This window comes from Streptomyces sp. NPDC002537, from assembly GCF_053594975.1.
The window spans coordinates 47,552-65,566 of the sequence record NZ_JBSFWT010000041.1 but is presented as its reverse complement, the minus strand read 5'-3'; the positions used below and the strand labels follow the sequence as shown (position 1 = coordinate 65,566).

At 68.5% G+C, this 18,015-nt stretch carries 16 protein-coding genes; 11 read left to right on the top strand and 5 right to left on the bottom strand.

Annotation, left to right across the window (positions count from 1 at the left end):
- Nucleotides 1-95: 95 nt before the first annotated feature.
- The 3 genes from ACWD4A_RS19845 to ACWD4A_RS19835 all read right to left on the bottom strand — a co-directional run bounded on the left by ACWD4A_RS19845 (nt 96) and on the right by ACWD4A_RS19835 (nt 1,954).
- Nucleotides 96-230: a DUF6126 family protein gene (locus ACWD4A_RS19845; RefSeq protein WP_451195511.1), complete on the bottom strand. Its 135-nt coding sequence runs from the start codon at nt 228-230 to the stop codon at nt 96-98.
- A 136-nt stretch (nt 231-366) separates the two neighbouring features.
- Nucleotides 367-573, bottom strand: coding sequence for a DUF5988 family protein (locus tag ACWD4A_RS19840; RefSeq protein ID WP_451195510.1), 207 nt, complete (start codon nt 571-573; stop codon nt 367-369).
- Between the two features lie 166 nt (nt 574-739).
- On the bottom strand, nt 740-1,954 hold the full coding sequence (locus tag ACWD4A_RS19835; RefSeq protein WP_451195508.1) for a serine hydrolase domain-containing protein: 1,215 nt from the start codon (nt 1,952-1,954) through the stop codon (nt 740-742).
- A 1,292-nt stretch (nt 1,955-3,246) separates the two neighbouring features.
- Here ACWD4A_RS19835 and ACWD4A_RS19830 point away from each other — a divergent pair.
- The 8 genes from ACWD4A_RS19830 to upp all read left to right on the top strand — a co-directional run bounded on the left by ACWD4A_RS19830 (nt 3,247) and on the right by upp (nt 12,012).
- On the top strand, nt 3,247-7,092 hold the full coding sequence (locus ACWD4A_RS19830; RefSeq protein ID WP_451195506.1) for an amino acid adenylation domain-containing protein: 3,846 nt from the start codon (nt 3,247-3,249) through the stop codon (nt 7,090-7,092).
- Nucleotides 7,079-7,303 (top strand): tautomerase family protein, encoded by a 225-nt coding sequence (locus ACWD4A_RS19825; RefSeq protein ID WP_451195504.1) that lies wholly within the window; start codon nt 7,079-7,081, stop codon nt 7,301-7,303. Before ACWD4A_RS19830 ends, ACWD4A_RS19825 begins: the two co-directional genes overlap by 14 nt.
- 83 nt (nt 7,304-7,386) lie before the next feature.
- Nucleotides 7,387-8,328, top strand: a complete 942-nt coding sequence (locus ACWD4A_RS19820) for a pseudouridine-5'-phosphate glycosidase (RefSeq protein WP_451195502.1) — start codon at nt 7,387-7,389, stop codon at nt 8,326-8,328.
- A gap of 73 nt (nt 8,329-8,401) precedes the next feature.
- Nucleotides 8,402-9,085, top strand: a complete 684-nt coding sequence (locus ACWD4A_RS19815) for an HAD family hydrolase (protein ID WP_451195500.1) — start codon at nt 8,402-8,404, stop codon at nt 9,083-9,085.
- A gap of 2 nt (nt 9,086-9,087) precedes the next feature.
- Entirely contained in the window at nt 9,088-9,585 is a 498-nt protein-coding gene (locus ACWD4A_RS19810) for a DMT family transporter (protein ID WP_451195498.1), read from the top strand.
- 3 nt (nt 9,586-9,588) lie between these two features.
- Nucleotides 9,589-10,041, top strand: a complete 453-nt coding sequence (locus ACWD4A_RS19805; RefSeq protein ID WP_451195496.1) for a DMT family transporter — start codon at nt 9,589-9,591, stop codon at nt 10,039-10,041.
- Nucleotides 10,034-11,227, top strand: coding sequence for a questin oxidase family protein (locus ACWD4A_RS19800; protein ID WP_451195494.1), 1,194 nt, complete (start codon nt 10,034-10,036; stop codon nt 11,225-11,227). Before ACWD4A_RS19805 ends, ACWD4A_RS19800 begins: the two co-directional genes overlap by 8 nt.
- 155 nt (nt 11,228-11,382) lie before the next feature.
- Entirely contained in the window at nt 11,383-12,012 is a 630-nt protein-coding gene (gene upp / locus ACWD4A_RS19795) for a uracil phosphoribosyltransferase (RefSeq protein ID WP_451195515.1), read from the top strand.
- A 60-nt stretch (nt 12,013-12,072) separates the two neighbouring features.
- Here upp and ACWD4A_RS19790 read toward each other — a convergent pair whose 3' ends face one another.
- Nucleotides 12,073-12,840 carry a class I SAM-dependent methyltransferase gene (locus ACWD4A_RS19790; protein WP_451195492.1) on the bottom strand — a complete coding sequence of 256 codons (768 nt, stop codon included), beginning with the start codon at nt 12,838-12,840 and terminating at the stop codon, nt 12,073-12,075.
- Between the two features lie 147 nt (nt 12,841-12,987).
- Here ACWD4A_RS19790 and ACWD4A_RS19785 point away from each other — a divergent pair, with 147 nt between their 5' ends.
- Nucleotides 12,988-14,340 carry a hypothetical protein gene (locus ACWD4A_RS19785; protein WP_451195490.1) on the top strand — a complete coding sequence of 451 codons (1,353 nt, stop codon included), beginning with the start codon at nt 12,988-12,990 and terminating at the stop codon, nt 14,338-14,340.
- A gap of 93 nt (nt 14,341-14,433) precedes the next feature.
- Here ACWD4A_RS19785 and ACWD4A_RS19780 read toward each other — a convergent pair whose 3' ends face one another.
- Nucleotides 14,434-14,838, bottom strand: a complete 405-nt coding sequence (locus tag ACWD4A_RS19780) for a hypothetical protein (protein ID WP_451195488.1) — start codon at nt 14,836-14,838, stop codon at nt 14,434-14,436.
- 279 nt (nt 14,839-15,117) lie between these two features.
- Here ACWD4A_RS19780 and ACWD4A_RS19775 point away from each other — a divergent pair, with 279 nt between their 5' ends.
- A complete protein-coding gene (locus ACWD4A_RS19775; RefSeq protein WP_451195486.1) occupies nt 15,118-15,639 on the top strand; it encodes a C40 family peptidase in 522 nt (173 codons plus the stop codon).
- A 288-nt stretch (nt 15,640-15,927) separates the two neighbouring features.
- Complete coding sequence (locus tag ACWD4A_RS19770; RefSeq protein WP_451195485.1) at nt 15,928-17,910, top strand: M6 family metalloprotease domain-containing protein; 1,983 nt, start codon at nt 15,928-15,930, stop codon at nt 17,908-17,910.
- The last annotated feature ends 105 nt before the right edge of the window (nt 17,911-18,015 follow it).

Here is an 18,015-nt window from a genome sequence, read left to right as displayed (position 1 = left end):
GCCGACAACAGCTTCGGCACGGCAACTCGCCCCCGAGAAGCCCGAACCGGCAACCCCACACCCCTACAACTACCCCGCTAAAGCGGAATCGAGCACTAGTCGCCGTGGCCACCGATGTAGAACAACAGGAGGATGAAGCCGGCGAAGATGTGTGTGACGAAGACGTAGACCAGGACGCGCATGGCCACTGCCTTCTCGCGCCACTTCTCGCTGCTGCTGTCGGCAGCCATACCAGGCCTCCCTTGCTCCGCGCCGGCCCTCGTGAACCCCGTAAGTCTATCGCTGCGGTGTTCGATCATCCGGTGCACGGACCCGGCCGGAGCGGGAGGCGTGAGCGCGTAGGGGCGTCGGCTCCTGCTCCCGCTCCTACTCCGCGATCTCCGTCCGCTCCCACCACTCGTAGACGGGCAGTCGCCCCTCCTCGCTCTCCTTGTGCCGTGACGTGACCTTGAAGTGCTCGTATCCGCCACGGAACGGGATCTTCAGCTCGACCCCGGGCGGGGTGATCGGCACGATCCGCTCGGGCAGTTCGTCCGGTCCGCCTTCTAGGAATGCTCTGGCAGCTCTGCTCATGCCCCAGTCTTCCCACAGAACCTCGGGCCATCGCTCTTCGGCACGCCGACGCTTCCCGCCCCCGGGAGCCGGATCTTCCGTGTGGTCCGTTGACGTCGGTGCGGGGTCGGTGCGGGTCGGGTGCGGGCTGTCGCGGGTCGTCGAGGTCGCTCGGGGTTCCTCGGGGTCAGTGCCGCGAGGGCGCCTTGTCGTCCGGCGCCTTGGTTATCGCGTCGACCACGCGCCGCGTGATCTGCCCCTGACTGCTGTCCCGGTGCGTCGGGTTGAAGGAGTACACCGCGCGGCGCTTGCCGTCCTTGGTGGACATCACCGCCGAGTTGTATCCCCAGCGCTCGCCGGTCTTGCCCCAGAGCTCGACGCCGTTCACGGTGATCGTCTGGAGGCCCATGCTGTAGCCGGCGGGGGAACCGTCCAGCATGCGCACCTCCTTGGGCGGCAAGGTGAACATCTTGTCCAGGACGGGCTTCGGCAGCAGGGCGCCGGAGAACAGCGCGGAGATGAAGCGGTCCAGGTCGCCGGTGGTGGAGATCATCTCCCCTTCGCCCCAGGCTTCCGACTGGTTGAACTCGGTGACGTCCTTCAAGGTGCCGTCGCTCATCGCCAAGTACCCGTGCACATGCGGGCCGTGGATCTTGGGGTCGTCGCCGGGAACGGAGGTGTGCTCGAGCCTCAGAGGGTGCAGGATGCGGGCGTCGATCTCCTTGCCGTACGCGTGCCCCGTCACCTTCTGGATGACCAGGGCGGCCAGTACGTAGTTGATGCCCTTGTACTCCTGCTTGGTGCCCGGTTCGAACTTCAGTGGCTGCCGGGTGGCCAGGGCGACGAGGTGCTCCGGCGTCCATTGGTCGTCGCGGTGTTTGACGACGTCTTCCGGGGTCTTCATGACCGGGACGTCCGGTCCGGAATCGTCGGGGAGGCCGCTGGTGTGGTTCAGCAACTGGCCTACGGTGACGGCGGAGAAGCCTTCCGGAAGCAGCTCGGGCAGATAGCGCCGGACCGGGGCGTCGAGGTCCACCCGGTGCTCCGCGACCAGTTGCATCACGGTCGTCGCGACGAAGACCTTGGAGATGCTGCCCGCACGGAACTTGTCGTCCGGCCGTATGGCCCGCCCCGTCGTGATGTCGGCGGAGCCCGAACTCCCGTACCACCGGCCCGCGGAGCCGCTGACCCGGAGCTGGGCGCCGGTCACCTGCGGGTGTTCGAGGTCGGAGACCGCCGCACGCAGGGCCTTGGTGTCGAGCGGTGGCGGCGTGGCCGTGACCGTGCTCGTGGACGGCGCGGGTGCGGCCGTGGCGGCGCCCGCGGGGAGAGCGGCGGTCATGAGCAGGGCTCCGGCGACGGAGGCGCCGACCAGGGTGCGGCGGGACAGGAACGAAGTCATGCCTTCATGCTCCGCGAGCGGACGGGCCCTGATCATCCGGGACAGCCCGGAGGAAGCCCGGAGACGACCCTGAGGGATTCCGGAGGCGGTGGGGTGGCGGGAGCGACGGGGCGTATTCCTCGGCACCTTCTCCGGTGCCTTCCTCGGCTCCGGCGTGCGTCCACCGGCTCCGCTCCCGCGCGCGTCGTGGCCGGATATCGGCACGGCCAGGAGGGGGTGTGGAGGGCGGCGATCCCGCCGAAGGAATTCTCTTACCGCGGCAATCGATAATCAACCCTCCGGTTTGCTGGGGCAGTTGCGCGCAGGTGTGCTCCTGTGCCCTCCGGGGCTCCTGGTGCGACCGGGCCGCGGCGAGGAGTAGCCCACCGCAAAGATTGCCGTCAAGTGATCAGCGGAGGTTTTGACGTTACTTGGAATACGCCTCGGATTTACCTCCATTGATCCTTTTTGATCCCGAAGGGCCGACGGGGGCCGACGGAACCGCCCGCTGCCTGCTGTGACGTTCTGATCAGCTCTTACGTACCCGGCGTGGCAGGGAATGCTGTAGTGGACAACTCTTGACACGCGAGCGGTCAACCCAGAGGATCTGAGCACCGGTTCACGGCGAGCCGCGAGCGGAACCTGCTCTTCCACTTGGTGGTCACGGTTCCGTCGGCGGCGCCGGTAGTCCGGTCAGATGCTCTATACATGGGGGGAAGGATCCGATATGGATCGCAAACTACGAGCTGCCGCGTCCTAGCTCCGCCGCGCGATATCGCGCGCATTCATGACGCTCGAAAAATGAAATTCGGCGGCCGATTCCAAGGGAATTATTAGGCGCCGCGTATCTTGACGAGGGCCTGTCCGGGGGTGGATGCCGGACGCCCGCGATCGTCACCGCAAGGGTGTTGCCTGGGGGGCGGCATGAAAGACCTTGTCGACTTCCATTCGTTCAACTCCTGCCACATCCAGCGTAGTTATTCACCCAGCTCGTCTCGAAAGCCGTTGCCAGTGACGCCGACGGCAGGGGTCTGTGCCCGACGGGACCGATGGACCGCGGGCCGAGCCGTGTGCCACCCTCGGCGCCCTTTCGTGGCGCCTCTTCGCCGCGCCGCCGCCACTGGCGGCGTGCGTCGAGCGGTGGCCGGAGGCTCGTAGCGCACGCGTACGGCGTGCCACGACTGCCCGGGCCATGCGGTCCGGATGCCCCGAGCGGACCCGAGCCGGGGAACCGGTCCGGGCGTACCGCAGCCTTTTCGATCCTGCCCGGCCGGACCGACGAGAAGTACTTGGTCACTAAGGAGTTCAGCGAATTGGACGTCGCACTCTCCGGAGGCGCATGCCTCCCCGATCTGCTCCGGGAACAGGCACGGACGCGGCCGAACGACATCGCCGTTGTCCATGCGGACGGAACCCTGACCCAGCGTGAGCTCCTGTCGCGGAGTTCGGAGTTGGCCGCGTATCTGCGAAGACTGGGCGTGGCCGGCGACGACTGCGTCGGCCTGTTCGTCGAGCCGTCGATGGAATTGATGGTGGGTGCCTGGGGCATCCTGTTCGCGGGCGGTGCCTACCTCCCGCTGTCGCCGGAGTATCCCGAAGAGCGACTGCGCTACATGATCGAGGACACCGGCGCCGAGGTCATCTTCGCCCAGGAGCACCTCAGGCCGCGGCTGGCCGAACTCGCGCCGCGGGGCACGCTGATCGTCACTCCGAAGGATGTCGAGGAATGCGTCGCGGCGATGACCGCGGCCGAGCGTGAAGAGCCCTTTCCCGGCCCGGGTCCGGACAACCTGGCGTACATCATCTACACCTCCGGCAGCACCGGGAAGCCGAAGGGCGTGATGATCGAGCACCGCAGCATCGTCAGCCAGATGCGCTGGCTGCACGAGGTCCACGGACTCGACGGCACCAGGACCGTGCTGCAGAAGACGCCGATGAGTTTCGACGCGGCACAGTGGGAGATCCTCGCTCCCGCATGCGGCAGCAAGGTCGTCATGGGCAGCCCCGGAATCTACCGGGACCCGGAACAGCTCATCGAGACCATCGCCGAGCACGAGGTCACCACGCTCCAATGCGTGCCGACCCTGCTCCAGGCACTGCTGGACACCGAGGAACTGCACACCTGCACCTCCCTCACCCAGATCTTCAGCGGTGGCGAGGCCCTCACCCGGAATCTCGCGGTGGAATGCCTGGAGACGATGGAGCGGGTCGAGCTGATCAACGTGTACGGGCCGACGGAGTGCACCATCAACTCCTCTGCCTTCACGGTGGATCGGGACACCGTCAAGGAGGGGCCGCACGCGATATCGATCGGTGCTCCGGTGCACGGCACCGAGTACTTCATTCTCGACGAGAAGCTGTCGCCGGTGGCCGCGGGGGAGATCGGCGAGCTCTACATCGGCGGGATCCAGCTGGCACGCGGATATCTGCACCGGCCGGAGCTGACCGCCGACCGGTTCGTCGACCACCCGCTCGCGGGGGGCGGGCGGGGCGGAAAGCTCTACCGCACCGGCGACCTGGCCCATTGGAACGCGGACGGCACGGTCCAGTTCGCGGGCCGCACGGACAACCAGGTGAAACTGCGTGGATTCCGCGTCGAGCTGGACGAGATCAAGCTGGCGATCGAGACCCACGACTGGGTGAAGAACGCGGCGGTCATCGTGAAGAACGACCCCCGCACCGGCTTCCAGAACCTGATTTCCTTCATCGAGCTCAACCCGAAGGAAGCCGCGCTGATGGACCAGGGCAACCACGGCGCCCACCATCAGTCGAAGAAGAACAAGCTCCAGGTCAAGGCCCAGCTGTCGAACCCGGGCTGCCGGGACGCCGAGGAACTCGACGGCAAACCGGTGATCGACCTGCCCGGCCGGGCGGCGACCCCCGAGCAGCGGCAGCGGGTCTTCGCCCGCAAGACCTATCGCTTCTACGAGGGCGGCGAGGTCGAGCACGCCGACATCCTCCGCCTCCTCGACAGGAAGATCAGCGGTGCCGCACCCCGCGCACTGGACACGCTGGGGTTCGCCGAATTCGGGGAGATCCTGCGGTACTTCGGCCAGTACCTGAGTGAGGAAAGGCTGCTGCCGAAGTACGGTTACGCCTCTCCCGGCTCGCTCTACGCGACCCAGATGTACTTCGAGCTGTCCGGGATCGGCGAGCTGCGGCCCGGCTTCTACTACTACCACCCCGTGCACCATCAGCTGGTGCTGATCGGCGGGGCCGCCGGTTCGGCCGCGCCGCGGATCAAGGTCCACTTCATGGGGAAGAAGCGGGCCATCGAGCCGGTCTACAAGAACAACATCCAGGAAGTCCTGGAGCTCGAGACCGGCCATATGGTTGCCCTCTTCGAGGAGATCCTCCCCGCACACGGGCTGAACATCCGCGACCTGGAATACGCCCCGGCCGTGCGTGAACACCTGGAGTGCGCCGAAGAGGACTACTACCTGGGCACGTACGAGATATCCCCGACCGCCGTGCCCCGGCCGGACGAGCTGCTGGACATCTATGTCCAGGCACACCCCGGAAAGGTCCGGGACCTCCCGGCCGGCCAGTACCACTACCGCGACGGCGCACTCGAGCGGATATCCGACGAGCTGGTCCTCAAGAAGCACGTCATCGCCATCAACCAGCAGGTCTACGAGCGGGCGAGCATCGGCATCACGGTGACGAGCCGGGCCACCGACGACTGGCGCTCCTACATCGACCTCGGGCGCAAGCTCCAGCAGCTGGAGATGAACGACGTCGACCTCGGATTCATGTCCTCGGGTTACAGCTCCAAGACCGGGAACGACCTGCCGTCGCACAAGAGGATGCAGAGCATCCTCTCTGCGAGCGGACAGCAGACGGGCCCCTCCTATTTCTGCGTCGGCGGCCGGGTGAGCGAGGAGCAGCTGCGCAGCGAGGGAATGAAGGAGGACGTCGTCCACATGAAGGGACCGGCGGAGCTGGTCCGGGACGACCTGGGCAACTTCCTGCCGGACTACATGATGCCCAACCGGGTCCTGGTGCTGGACCGGATGCCGCTCACCGCCAATGGAAAGATCGACTTCAAGGCGCTCGGCGAGCGGGACGTGGAACTCACGGACCGGCCCTATGTGGCGCCGCGTTCGGAGACCGAGAAGCGGATCGCCGAGCTCTGGCAGAAGGGCATGAAGCGGGACTCCGTCTCGGTCCAGGACAACTTCTTCGAGTCCGGCGGCAATTCGCTGATCGCGGTGGCGCTGATCAACAGGATCAACCGGGAGTTCGGCTGCTCGCTGCCGCTCCAGGTGCTCTTCGAGTCCCCGACCGTGGAGAAGCTGGCGCGCAGGGTCGACAACGAGAACGCCGGGCCGTCCTCGCGGCTGGTGCGGATGCGCAGGAAGGGCGCGCAGCCCCCGGTGTTCTGCTGGCCCGGCCTCGGTGGCTACACCATGAATCTGCGGCTGCTGGCCGGGCGTGCGGAGACCGACCGGCCCTTCTACGGTGTGCAGGCGCACGGCATCAACGAGGGCGAGACGCCCTACGCCACCATCAAGGAAATGGCCGCCGCCGACGTCGAGGAGATCCGGCGGATCCAGCCGGAGGGCCCGTACACACTCTGGGGATATTCCTTCGGCGCCCGGGTCGCCTTCGAGACGGCGTACCAGCTGGAGCGGGCGGGGGAGCGGGTGGAGAACCTGTTCCTCATCGCCCCGGGCAATCCGAAGGTGCGGACGGCCGAACTCCGCAGGGAGTCGAGCTACGCCAACGAGGCGTACGTGACGATCCTGTTCTCCGTCTTCGCCGGCGCCATCTCCGGACCGCTCCTGGACGAGTGCCTGAAGGCCGCCCACGACGACGAGAGCTTCGCGGCGTTCATCGGGGAGAACATCGGGAGTCTCGACCCGGAGCTGGTGCGCCGTGTGATCAGGATCGTGCACCGGACCTATTCGTTCGAGTACGCCTTCCACGAGCTCGCGGAGCGGCGGCTGGACGCCCCCGTCACGATCTTCAAGGCCCGTGGCGACGACTACTCGTTCATCGAGAACAGCAGCGGGTATTCGGCCGCGGAGCCGACCGTGATCGATCTCGAGGCCGATCACTACAGCATGCTCAAGGACCCCGACATCGGGGAACTTGTGGCGCGGATCGGCGACCGTATCCGGTCCGGAAGGGAGCAGGAGAACTATGCCGCACGTTAACATCAAGCATTTTCCCAAGCCGCTGACGGACAGTCAGGAGACGGTGCTCGTCGAGGAACTGACCGCTGCGGTGCGAAAGGCCTTCGGCTGTGACGCGGGAGTGATATCGATCGCGCTGGAGCCGGTGGAGGAAGCGGACTGGAACGAGCGCGTCTACCTCCCCGAGATCGAGGGCCGCAAGGAACTGCTGCGCAAGGCGCCGAACTACTGACGACCACCGGTCCACGGGTGACGGCCGGACCCGCCGGCCGTCACCCGGACCCGCCGACCATTGACGCGAAACGAGAAGTGACAGTGCGCAACAACCATGTGAACGTCCCGCTGGTGTTCAGCGAAGAGGTGTCCGACGCCATCGGCTCCGGCCTGCCCGTCGTGGCACTGGAGTCGAATGTCATCACCCACGGGCTGCCGTACCCGGACAACGCGGAGACCGCCCGGAAGGTGGAGGCCGCGGTACGGGCCGGCGGTTCGGTCCCCGCGACGATCGGTATCGAGAACGGCCGCATCCTCGTCGGAATGACCGACGCGGACATCGAGCGCTTCGCGTCGACCCCGGGAATTCCCAAGGTCAGCAGCAGGGACATGCCGGTCGTGCTCGCCCGCGGCGGCATGGGCGCCACCACCGTGGCCTCCTCGTTGGTGGCCGCGGAACTGGCGGAGATCCCGTTCTTCGCCTCGGCGGGAATCGGCGGCGTGCACCGGGGCGCGGAGCGGTCCATGGACATCTCCTCCGACCTGGTCCAGTTCACCCGCTCCAAGGTCGCCGTGGTCTGCGCGGGCGCGAAGAACATCCTCGACCTCGGGCTCACCATGGAATTCCTGGAGACGCACTGTGTGCCCCTGGTCTCCTACAGGTCCGACGATTTCCCCGCCTTCTACTGCCTCTCCAGCGGTTACCGCAGCCCGCACCGGATGGACGACGAGGCGGAGATCGCCCGCGCCATCGAGACGCACTGGGCCCTGGGCAACGACAGCGGTTTCCTGATCACCAGCCCCGTCGACGAGAAGGACGCCATCGACAGCCGCGAGGTCGAGCAGGCCATCGAGGACGCGGTGCTCGCCGCGGAAAAGGAGGGTGTGCGTGGCAACGCCCTCACCAAATACCTGATGCGCGCGGTCGACAAGGTGACCGAGGGCCGGTCCGCCAAGGCGAACATGGCGGTTCTCATCAGCACGGCGGAGGCGGCCGGCCGGATCGCGGCCGCGCACGCCGGGCTCCTGCGCGAGCAGGGCTGAGCCGGGCGACCGGCCTCCGCACACCCGAACTCCCTTTTCCCTGAGCTCGATCCCCCGATCGGAAAGGACCGGCATGAAAGACGTCGTAGTCTTCGACCTGGACGGCACGCTCGTCGACACACCCCGCGCGATCGTGGAGACGTTCACGGCGGCGTTCGCGGCCATGGGCCTGGAGACGCCGGACCCGGCGGCCGTACGGGCCACCATCGGCCTCCCGCTGGAGACGGCGTTCGGCAAACTGATGGGCACGGCCCTGGACGACGATCAGGTCGCCGAGGGCGTCCGGCAGTACCAGCGGCTGTTCCGGGAAATCATCCTCCCGCGGGCCGGTGAACTCCTCTTTCCCGGAGTTCCGGAAGGGCTCAGGGCGTTCCACGGCGGGGGATTCACCCTGGCCGTGGCGACGAGCAAGTTCTACGCGAGTGCCGACGCGCTGCTGACGGCCGCCGGGCTGCGGGAACTGTTCAGTGTCGTGATCGGCGCCGATCAGGTCGGCAAGCCGAAGCCCGACCCCGAATCCGGCCATGCCGTCATGGCGGAGCTGGACATCACGGCCGACCAGGCGGTGATGGTCGGCGACACCACCCACGATCTGCTGATGGCCAAGGCCGCCGGAATGCGCTCCATCGCGGTCACCTACGGCATTCACAGTGTCGAGGAATTGAGGTCGGCCGACCCGACCTGGCTCGCCGACACCTTCGACGAGGTCCTGACGTGCATACGCGCCGCGTTCCCCGGTGCCGGCGAGGGCCGGTAACCGTGCTCGGACGGTCGACCGACTGGCTCCTGGGCATCGCGGGGGGAGTCCTCCTCGCGCTGATGACCAATTACAACAGCCTGCTGGCGAAGCACACTTCGTCGGTGTTCGGCTCGTGGGTGGCCCACGGTGTGGGAGCCGTGGCCGCCCTCGTCCTCGTCGTGCTGACCACCAAGGCATTCCGGCCCGGCCGCGGGAAGCCCGGCGGCGAGGCGAGCGAAAAGGGGGCGGAGGGAAAGCGGCCGAAGGCGCCGCTCTGGTTCTACCTGGGCGGCATTCCCGGCGCGTTCACCGTGATGCTCGCGGCCATCGCGGTGAACAGCAGCCTGGAACTCTCCGGCACCATCGCGCTGATGCTGGTGGGCCAGGTGCTGTTCGGCATCGTGTCGGACTACTTCGGCCTGTTCGGCACCCCCAGGCGCCGGCTGGTCCTCGCCGACTTCTTCGTGGTGCTGTCGGTCCTCACGGGCAGCGCGCTCATCATTTTCGGCGGGGCGTGACCGATGCTTCCCTATATTCTGCTGGCCTTCCTCAACGGCATGATCATCGGGACCAGCCGGGCGGTCAACGGTCGGCTGAGCACCGGGATCGGCCCCTTCAGGGCATCCCTCTGGAACCACGTCGTCGGCTTCCTCTTCCTCACGCTCGTCCTCCTCGTCATGGGCGACTGGAAATTCGACGACGGCGGTTCGGCACCGCTCTCCGCCTACCTCGGCGGTTTCTTCGGGGCGCTCTTCGTGGCCGTCAACAGCCATGTGTTCCCGAGGCTCGGGGCGATGAACGCCGCCCTGATGGTGATCTGCGGCCAGATGATCACCGCGGTGCTCATCGACTACCACAACCAGAACGAGACACCCGGCGTGCTCCGCTGCCTGGGGGTCGTCATCATCATCGCGGGAATCTACCTGTCCAGAGTGACGAGTGCCTCCCGTGAGAAAGGCAAAGGACATGGCTGACGCCACTGTGGTCGAGCAATTGCTGAACGACCGTACGTATCACATCGAGTTCAATGGTCACCTCAGCAACCACGTCAAGCACGCGGTCATCGCCCTGGACGGCCTCGGAGCGACCCCTGAGCAGATCAAGGCGTACTACGACAGCTACGCGCGGCTGACCACCTACGGCTACGGCCTGGAGCCGCCGCGCGCCTCGAAGTACGAGATCACCGAGGAGAATTGGCGCGAGCACCTCGGCCGGCGCACCAGCTTCTCCGCGTACTGCGAGTTCTTCGACCGGCAGGAGAAGGAGCTCGGCACCGACGAACTCCTGCGCCGGTACGCGCCGACGCTGCTGCCCGGCTGGGTCGGCGCCTTCACCCACGCCACCATTCACCTCGGCTGGGCCATCGACGCCGGTAACCGCTGGATGACCGTCGAGGGCCTCGCCTACATGGCCTTCTCGTACGTCTCGTGCCACCCGGAAAGGGCGGAGGACGGCGGTGCGCGGGGCGAGCAGGCGATCGATTCCCTGCTGCGCATCGCGGGTGCCTGGGAGAACGACCGGGACGCCCTCCAGCAGTGGGTGCGGGAACTGGTCGGCGACACCGCCGTCGGCATCGCCGAGGGAATTCACCCGGAACTCGCGCGCTCCGGCCTCCAGTACCGGATCGCCCGGCTGCTCGGCGCGGGGCACCCGCTGATCTACCGGACCCCGGCCTGGATCGACGAACAGGACGTCGCCGAAAGCTGGGAGCAGCTCTATTACGTGGTCGCGCTGCTGTACCTGGCCGTGCCCGGCGATTTCGTCCTGCTGCACCTGATCACCTCGCTGCACGCGATGGAGCAGATCGCGGCCAAGCTGCCCGAGGAACAGCAGAAGCACGTCGTGAAGTACTTCTGGACCGGCATGCTGTGCGTCATCTTCTCGGGTGCCGATTTCCCGCGGTGGGCCAAGCTGGCCGGGCTGCACGCGGCGTTCCGGGACGCGGTCGACGCGGACCTCCCCGAGGTCTGGGCCCAGGACTGGCGGCTGACCGTTCTCCGGGCCTTCGAGGAGGACGAGGAGCACAACCCGAAGCTCGTGTACGTGATGCGGCGGATGTGGCAGCGCACCGGATTCCGGTCGGTCTACCGCGTCACGGGTGCCCAGTTCACGGTGACACCGGGCCTTCCTCCGTCCTTCGAGCAGCCGCCGACGGAATAGCGCCGGGCAGCGCGGAAGAGCGGGAACGGCAGGACGGCGCCGGACGGAAAGGCGCCGGAAGAACACATCCCAGGGTGGGGAGAAAAACCATCATGTCCAGCACGACCGCAGCGACGGAGCCGACCGTGTCGATCGAGGAGTACCTCGGCAGGAATGTGCACCTGCTGCCGCAGACGAATCAGCTGCGGGCCCTGCACACGATCATCCGCGACCGCGACGCGCGCCGCGAGGACTTCGTCTTCTACTCGGAGCGCATCATCCGCATGCTCATCGAGGCGGGTCTCGATCTGCTGCCTTTCGAGGAACACGTGGTCGAGACCCCCGTGGGCCGGGAGTACAAGGGCCTGCGGTTCGCCGAGAAGCTCTGCGGGGTGCCGATCATCCGCGCCGGCGAGAGCATGGAGGGCGAACTCCGCGCCGTGTGCCGGGGAATACGCATCGGCAAGATCCTGATGCAGCGGGACAAGGTGACCAAGCTCCCGAAGCTCTACTACTCGAATCTGCCGGACGACATCGCCGAGCGGCACGTCCTGCTGCTCGAACCGATGCTGGCGACAGGGGGGACCGCGCTCGCCGCGATCCAGCTCCTGCTCGACCACGGCGTCGCCGAGGAGAACATCGTCTTCATCAACTTCATCACCGTCCCGGAGGGCATCGCGACCGTCTGCGAGCGCTATCCGAAGGTGAAGATCGTGACGTCCTCCATCGAGGAGCGGCTCAACGAGAACGCGTACATGCTGCCGGGCATCGGCGACTTCGGGGACCGTTTCTACGGCACCGCGTGAAGCCGTGGGAGTGAAACGGCGGGTGTACGGGCCGGTACGGCCGGTCCGTGCACCCGCCGCTCAACGGCCGCCGGGCTTCCGGGCCTCGATCAGGAAGCGCGCGGAATGCGCGACGAAGGGGCCTTCGGCCCGCATCCGGTCGTGCAGTTCCCGCAGGCGGCCGCTGAACTGGCCGACGGTGAATCCGGGGACCATCCAGATCACCTTCCGCAGGAAGTAGATCACCGCGCCGATGTCGAGGAATTCCATCCGGAGGCGCTCCGCGCGCAGATCCACCACTTCGAGACCGGCGGCTTCCGCCTCCCGGCGGGCGTCCTCCGGGTCGCGTTTCCGCCGGATGTCCTCGGGCTGCGGCCCGAGGAAGTACTCGACCAGCTCGAAGACGCTGGCCGGTCCGACCTGTTGGGAGAAATACGTGCCGCCGGGCCGGAGCACCCGGGCGATCTCCTGCCAATGGACGGTCACGGGATGGCGGCTGGTCACGAGGTCGAAAGCCGCGTCGGCGAACGGCAGCGGCGGCTCGTCCGCGTCGGCGACGACAACGGCTCCGCGCGGGTGCAGCAACGCGGTCGCTTTCGCGACGTTGGGCGGCCAGGATTCCGTGGCCACCATCAGCGGGGGCAGCTTCGGGGCCCCGGCGAGCACTTCCCCGCCACCCGTCTGAATGTCCAGCGCGGCGTGGGCGCGCGCCAGCCTTTCGCCCATGGCGCGCTGATATCCCCAGGAGGGCCGTTCCTCCGTGGCCCGTCCTTCCAGCCAGGAGAAGTCCCAGCCCTCGACCGATACGGCTTCCGCCTCGGTGACCAGGTCCTCGAATGTTCGCGGCATAAATGGATCATCGCCGTGAATGGAGCTGTCCGCCACCGGATATCCGTGTGCCGACGCCGCGGGGGAGAGCCCGACGGCCATCCGGTCGTAACCGAACGTATGGCGGAATGAAGCCCACCCGTACGGCTCGCCCCCTAGCGTCTCCCCATGGCGACCATCGAGGCGTCACCGGAAGCGCCCGCGCCGCGGCGCACGGCCTTCGCCGCACCCGCCCGTCTCCGGGCACAGGCCGTCGCGATGCTCGTCGCCCTCGCCGCGCTCTGCGCGGCCGCGGTCGTCGGCGCCGTCGCGGTCCGCGCGGACGCCGCCCGGCTGCGGGACGCGGTGGTCCAGCGCGCCGCGACCGCCACGGAACTCCGCTTCGCGCTCGCGGACTTGGACGCGCAACGAGTCGACGCCCTCGTCCCGGGGCACTCCGCCGACCGCCCCGCCAGCCTGCCGCCCGGCCACTCGGCGGAGGAGTACGAGGTCGGCAACCGCCTCCTCGCGCTGCTCACCGCGCGCCAGCGCCGTACGGAGGTCAGCGATCTGCTGCGGCGGCTGGGCGCGGACTCCGGCGAGGGGGAGCGGATCCGGTCCCTGCTGGACGGGCTGGGGCGGTACGACGACCTCAGCGGGCGGTCCGCGCAACTGGACGAGCAGACCCCGGACCGGCTCGCCGGACGTCCGGTGGCCGCGGCGGTCATGCTGGCCACGGAGGCGGGCCAGGTGATGCACGACGTCCTGCTGCCGGGCGCGGCCGCGCTGGCCGCCGTGTACGAGCGGCACGCGGCCGACTTGGGGGACCGCGCGCACGACACCGCCGTACGCGCCGCCGTGGCCGTCGGCGGCACGGGACTGGCCGCCGTCGGCGTCCTGGGGTACTGCCAGTTCCGGCTGGCCCGGCGCTACCGCCGGGTCGTCAATCCGCCCCTCGCGGCGGCCACCCTGGTGGCCGTGGCGATCACCATTGCCGGAGCGTCGGCCTTCCTGTCGGCCGCGGACGGCGCGCGGGCGGCCGGGCGGGACGGGCTGCGGCCGTGGACGCGCCTCGCGGAGGCGCGCGCGGTCGCCGCGGAGGCGGCGGCCGACCAGGGACGCTGGTTCGTGCACGACGCCGGGCCCGACACGGTCGAGGAGGCGCGTTTCGTCTCCCTCACCCGGCGGCTGGACGTCCTGCTCGCGCCCGGCGGTTCACCGGCGGACGAGGGCCTGGCGGCGCGGTACGGGAACTTCCGCGCGGACGACGCCCGCTTGCGTCAACTGCGCTCGTCCGGACGCCTGGACGAGGCCGTGACGGTCCTCACGGAGATCGGCCGCGGCCGGATCGCTTTCGACTTCTGGGACTTCTCCACGGCTCTGGACGCGCGGGCCGGTCACGGTCTGACGGCATTCGCCGCGAGGACGGACGGCACCCGTGACGACCTCTCCGGGTGGCCCGCTCTTCCGGCCGCCGCGCTCGGCGTATCGGCGGCCCTGGTACTCGCGGGGCTGAGGCCGCGACTGGTCGAGTACCACTGAGGGCTGCCGGGGAACGGCCCGCACGGAACCCTGCCCGCCATGCCGCCGCAGGCTGCGGCCCGGCACGGCGAACAGGGCTAAGTCACCCGCGAACTACTTCCACGCCTTGTGGTTCATGTCCCACTTCTGCCAGTGGCCGTTCACCTTGCGCTTCCAGCAGTGGTTGTGCTCGTCCCACTGGGCGTAGGTGCGGGAGTCGGCGTCGTAGCGCTGCCACACGCCGCCCTTCTTGTCGAAGCGGTCCTGCTTCTTGTCGACGCCCTTCTCCCAGCCGAGGTGCTTGCCCTTCCCGCCCTTGTCCTGGTCGCCCTTGCCGTGGTCGCCCTTGTCGTGCTCACCCGTGTGCTTGCCCGGGTCGCCGTGCAGCGCGTGCGAGTGGGTGCCCGGGGCCGGGTTGGGGGCCGGGGCGGCGAAGGCGGCGCTTCCGGCGGCGGCTCCGGACAGCAGGGCTGCTGAAGCGGTGGCCACCGCGAGGCGACGCGTCCATGCGCGAGACATGCGTTCTCCTTGCTATGGGCTCCCGCCGGCGCTTCGCGGCCAGTTGGGAGCCGTGCTCTCGATGCGGGAGCATTCTTTGCCCCAACTCGCCTGCGGAGCGAGGGAATCCGATCGTTTTCAACCATACGGATGATCAGTCGATCTGGCTCGACGCGACCGGCGAGGGCCCCGGCGGGCCCGCCGGGACCCTCGCGCGGTGGGTGCCGTGACGGGCCGGTCGGCCGGTGAGCGAAACTGACCTCGTTTCAGTCCTGCCGCACGAAAGAAATTCGAGAACGCATGTTTATACGTACTCTGTCGCAGAAGGCTGCCGTGAGCGCGGTCGCCCTCGCGGGCGCCGTCGCCCTGGCCGCATCGGTCGCCTCCCCGGCGAACGCCGCCCCCCACCCCACCACCGCTCACACCAAGGCCACCACGCACGCCAAGAAGGCCGTACGCACCGTGTCCCCGCAGCAGGGTGCCAAGGCGGTCGCCTTCGCCGCGCAGCAGCAGGGCAAGCCGTACGTGTGGGGTGCGACGGGGCCGGACAGCTTCGACTCGCCAGGCCTGACGCAGGCCGCGTACGCCGCCGCGGGCGTCGGCATCCCGCGCGCCTCGGTGGAGCAGTGGAACAGCTCCACCCACCTCACCGAGGGCCAAGTGCGCGCCGGCGACCTGGTCTTCTTCTCGGGCGGCAACCACGTGGGGATCGTCACCGACCCCAAGAAGCACATCATGATCCACGCCCCGCGCGTGGGGACGTCCGTGCGGTACGAGTCCTACGACGCGGTCCCGGACCGCACGGGCTTCGGCCGCCCGTAGGCCGTCCGGCCCCGGCCTCGCCCTCCCCGCCACCGCGCCCCGGGGGGTGGGGCCGGGGCGCACGCGCACCCGGTGGAAGGCCCAGGCCCGGCGGCCGTCCGTCGCATGACCCGCTGCATGACCCGCTGACCCAAAAGTCACGCGGACGCTCTGGCGTCACGGCTCCACCCGCTTTACCTTGAGCGCGATGGGGTCACCCATAGAACGGCTTGCCACCCTCGTCCGATCACGTCAGACAAGAGGTGAGTCATGTTCCTTCGCCACAGACATGCCCGCCGATTACGGCGGTTGAGCGCATCGGCCCTGCTCATGGGTGTCGTCGTGGCCGTGGCCGCCGGGCCCGCGCGGGCGGAGCCCGACCGGGTGCGGCCACCGCTCGTCCAGCCGGTCGACCCGCAGCACTGGCGCAACCCCGACGACATGACATGGGCGGAGTACCACGCCGTGCCCGGGACCGACTGGGCGAATCCGGCCGTCGAACCGACCAAGCGGAAATTCAAGGGCGCACTCGTGCTCCTGGACTACCCCGACGAGCCGTTCGCGGTCACCAGGCCCGCGGGCTCGACGAAGTTCGGCAATCCGACGTCCGCCGCATCCGGAATTCCACGGGATCAAGTCGCCGGTTTCTACCGGGACTTCCTGAACAGGCCCGGACCGCTCAACCACGGTCACACCATCAACGAATACTGGATGGAGGACTCGGGCGGCCGCATAGGTGTCGACCTGACCGCCTTCGGCGCGTATCGCATGCCGTGGAAGTCGTATCAGTACGGCATCGAGCCCGGCATGAACCCCGGCGCCTGCCCCCTCGGGGACACCTGCGGCAAGGACATCCGCGCCGACGGCAAGAGCGCCTGGGTCGCCGATGTGGGTGCCGACCGGGCGGGGCAGTTCGACTTCGTCTTCTATCTCACTGCCGGAGAGGACGAGTCCTCCACCTGGCAGGAGTTCGGCCCGATGAAGTTCGCGACCGCACAGGACGTACCGGCGGCCTGGGGACCGCCGGCGCCCCTGCCCGCCGGGGGCAACGCGGCCGGCACCCGCTACGTGCCCTGGACGTCCTGGCAGGCGGCCGCCCGGATCTGGCCCAACGCGGCGGACGGCTCGTCCACGCAGGCGGAGAGCTCCGGGATGGCCACGTTCGCCCATGAGCTCAGCCACATCCTGGGCATCGGGGACAACTACAACAACCCCTACGGCACGCCCCTGAGCCGCAGTTACACCGGCATCTGGGGCATGCTCTCCCGCGGCTCGTTCAACGGCCCCGGCGGCCCGCACAGCCGCTGGCGGATTCCCGCCACCGGCGGCGGCTCGATGGGCGCGCAACACGTCCTGCGGGACAAGATGAAACTCGGCATCGTCGACGACAGGAACGTCCTGCGCCTCGACCGCGACGCCCTCAAGGACTCCGGGCCCGTCGTTGCCCGCGTCACCGCCCGTTCCGCGCCACCCGGTGAGAAAGGCCTGGCCGGCGTCGACATCACGATGGCCCGCGACCTGTCCCCGGCCTGTGACCGTGCCACCGATCCCCTCTGCGACGGCGGCGGTTACGACAACTACACCGTCGAGGTCGTCGACCGCATGGGCATGGACTCCTTCACGCCGGACCACGGAGTGCTGCTCAGCAAGACCAAGAACGAGGACAGCGCGCCGTTCGCCTGGGTCGTCGATGCGCACCCCGAGGACATCGGTCTGGTGGACTTCGTCCGCCCCGACGGCACCCCCCAGAAGATCACCATGGGGGACTACCGGCAGCTCAGCGACGCCCTCTTCCACGCCGGGGCCGACTCGGGGAGCTCCTACGAGTACGTCGACGAGGCCAACCGGCTGCACTTCTACATCCTCGACGTGCGGCGCGACGCCTCCGGGGTGCTCTCCTACGGCGTGGGCGTCAAGTCCCTCGACGGCGCGGGCCCCCAGGCCCGCGGCCTCGCCCTCGCGCACGGCACCGCGAAGGGCAGGCCCCTGGACGGCCGCGCCATGTGCACCTTCGCACTCGCCAACACGGGCCGGGCCGCGCCGCAGTCCGACGCCCGCCTCTCCTCCGACATCTACCGCCTCTCCACCACCGTCACCGGCCGCGGCTGGTCCGCCTGGCTCCCCACCCGGCTGACCGCCACCCCGGCCGGCACCACGATCCCGGTCGCCGTCGCCGTCACCGCGAAGCCCGGCGCCGAGAAGAAGGGCCGGCTCACCCTCACGGCACGCTCGGAAAGCGACCCGGGCAGGACCGCGACGGCGACCTGCGACGTGAAGAGGTCCGCCAACTGACCGGAGGCGCTCGATCGGGGGCGCTCGACCGGAGACGCTCGCGTGCCGCGGGCGGCGGAGGGTTTCCGCCGCCCGCGGAAATTCGGAATCTTTACGTCCATCGAT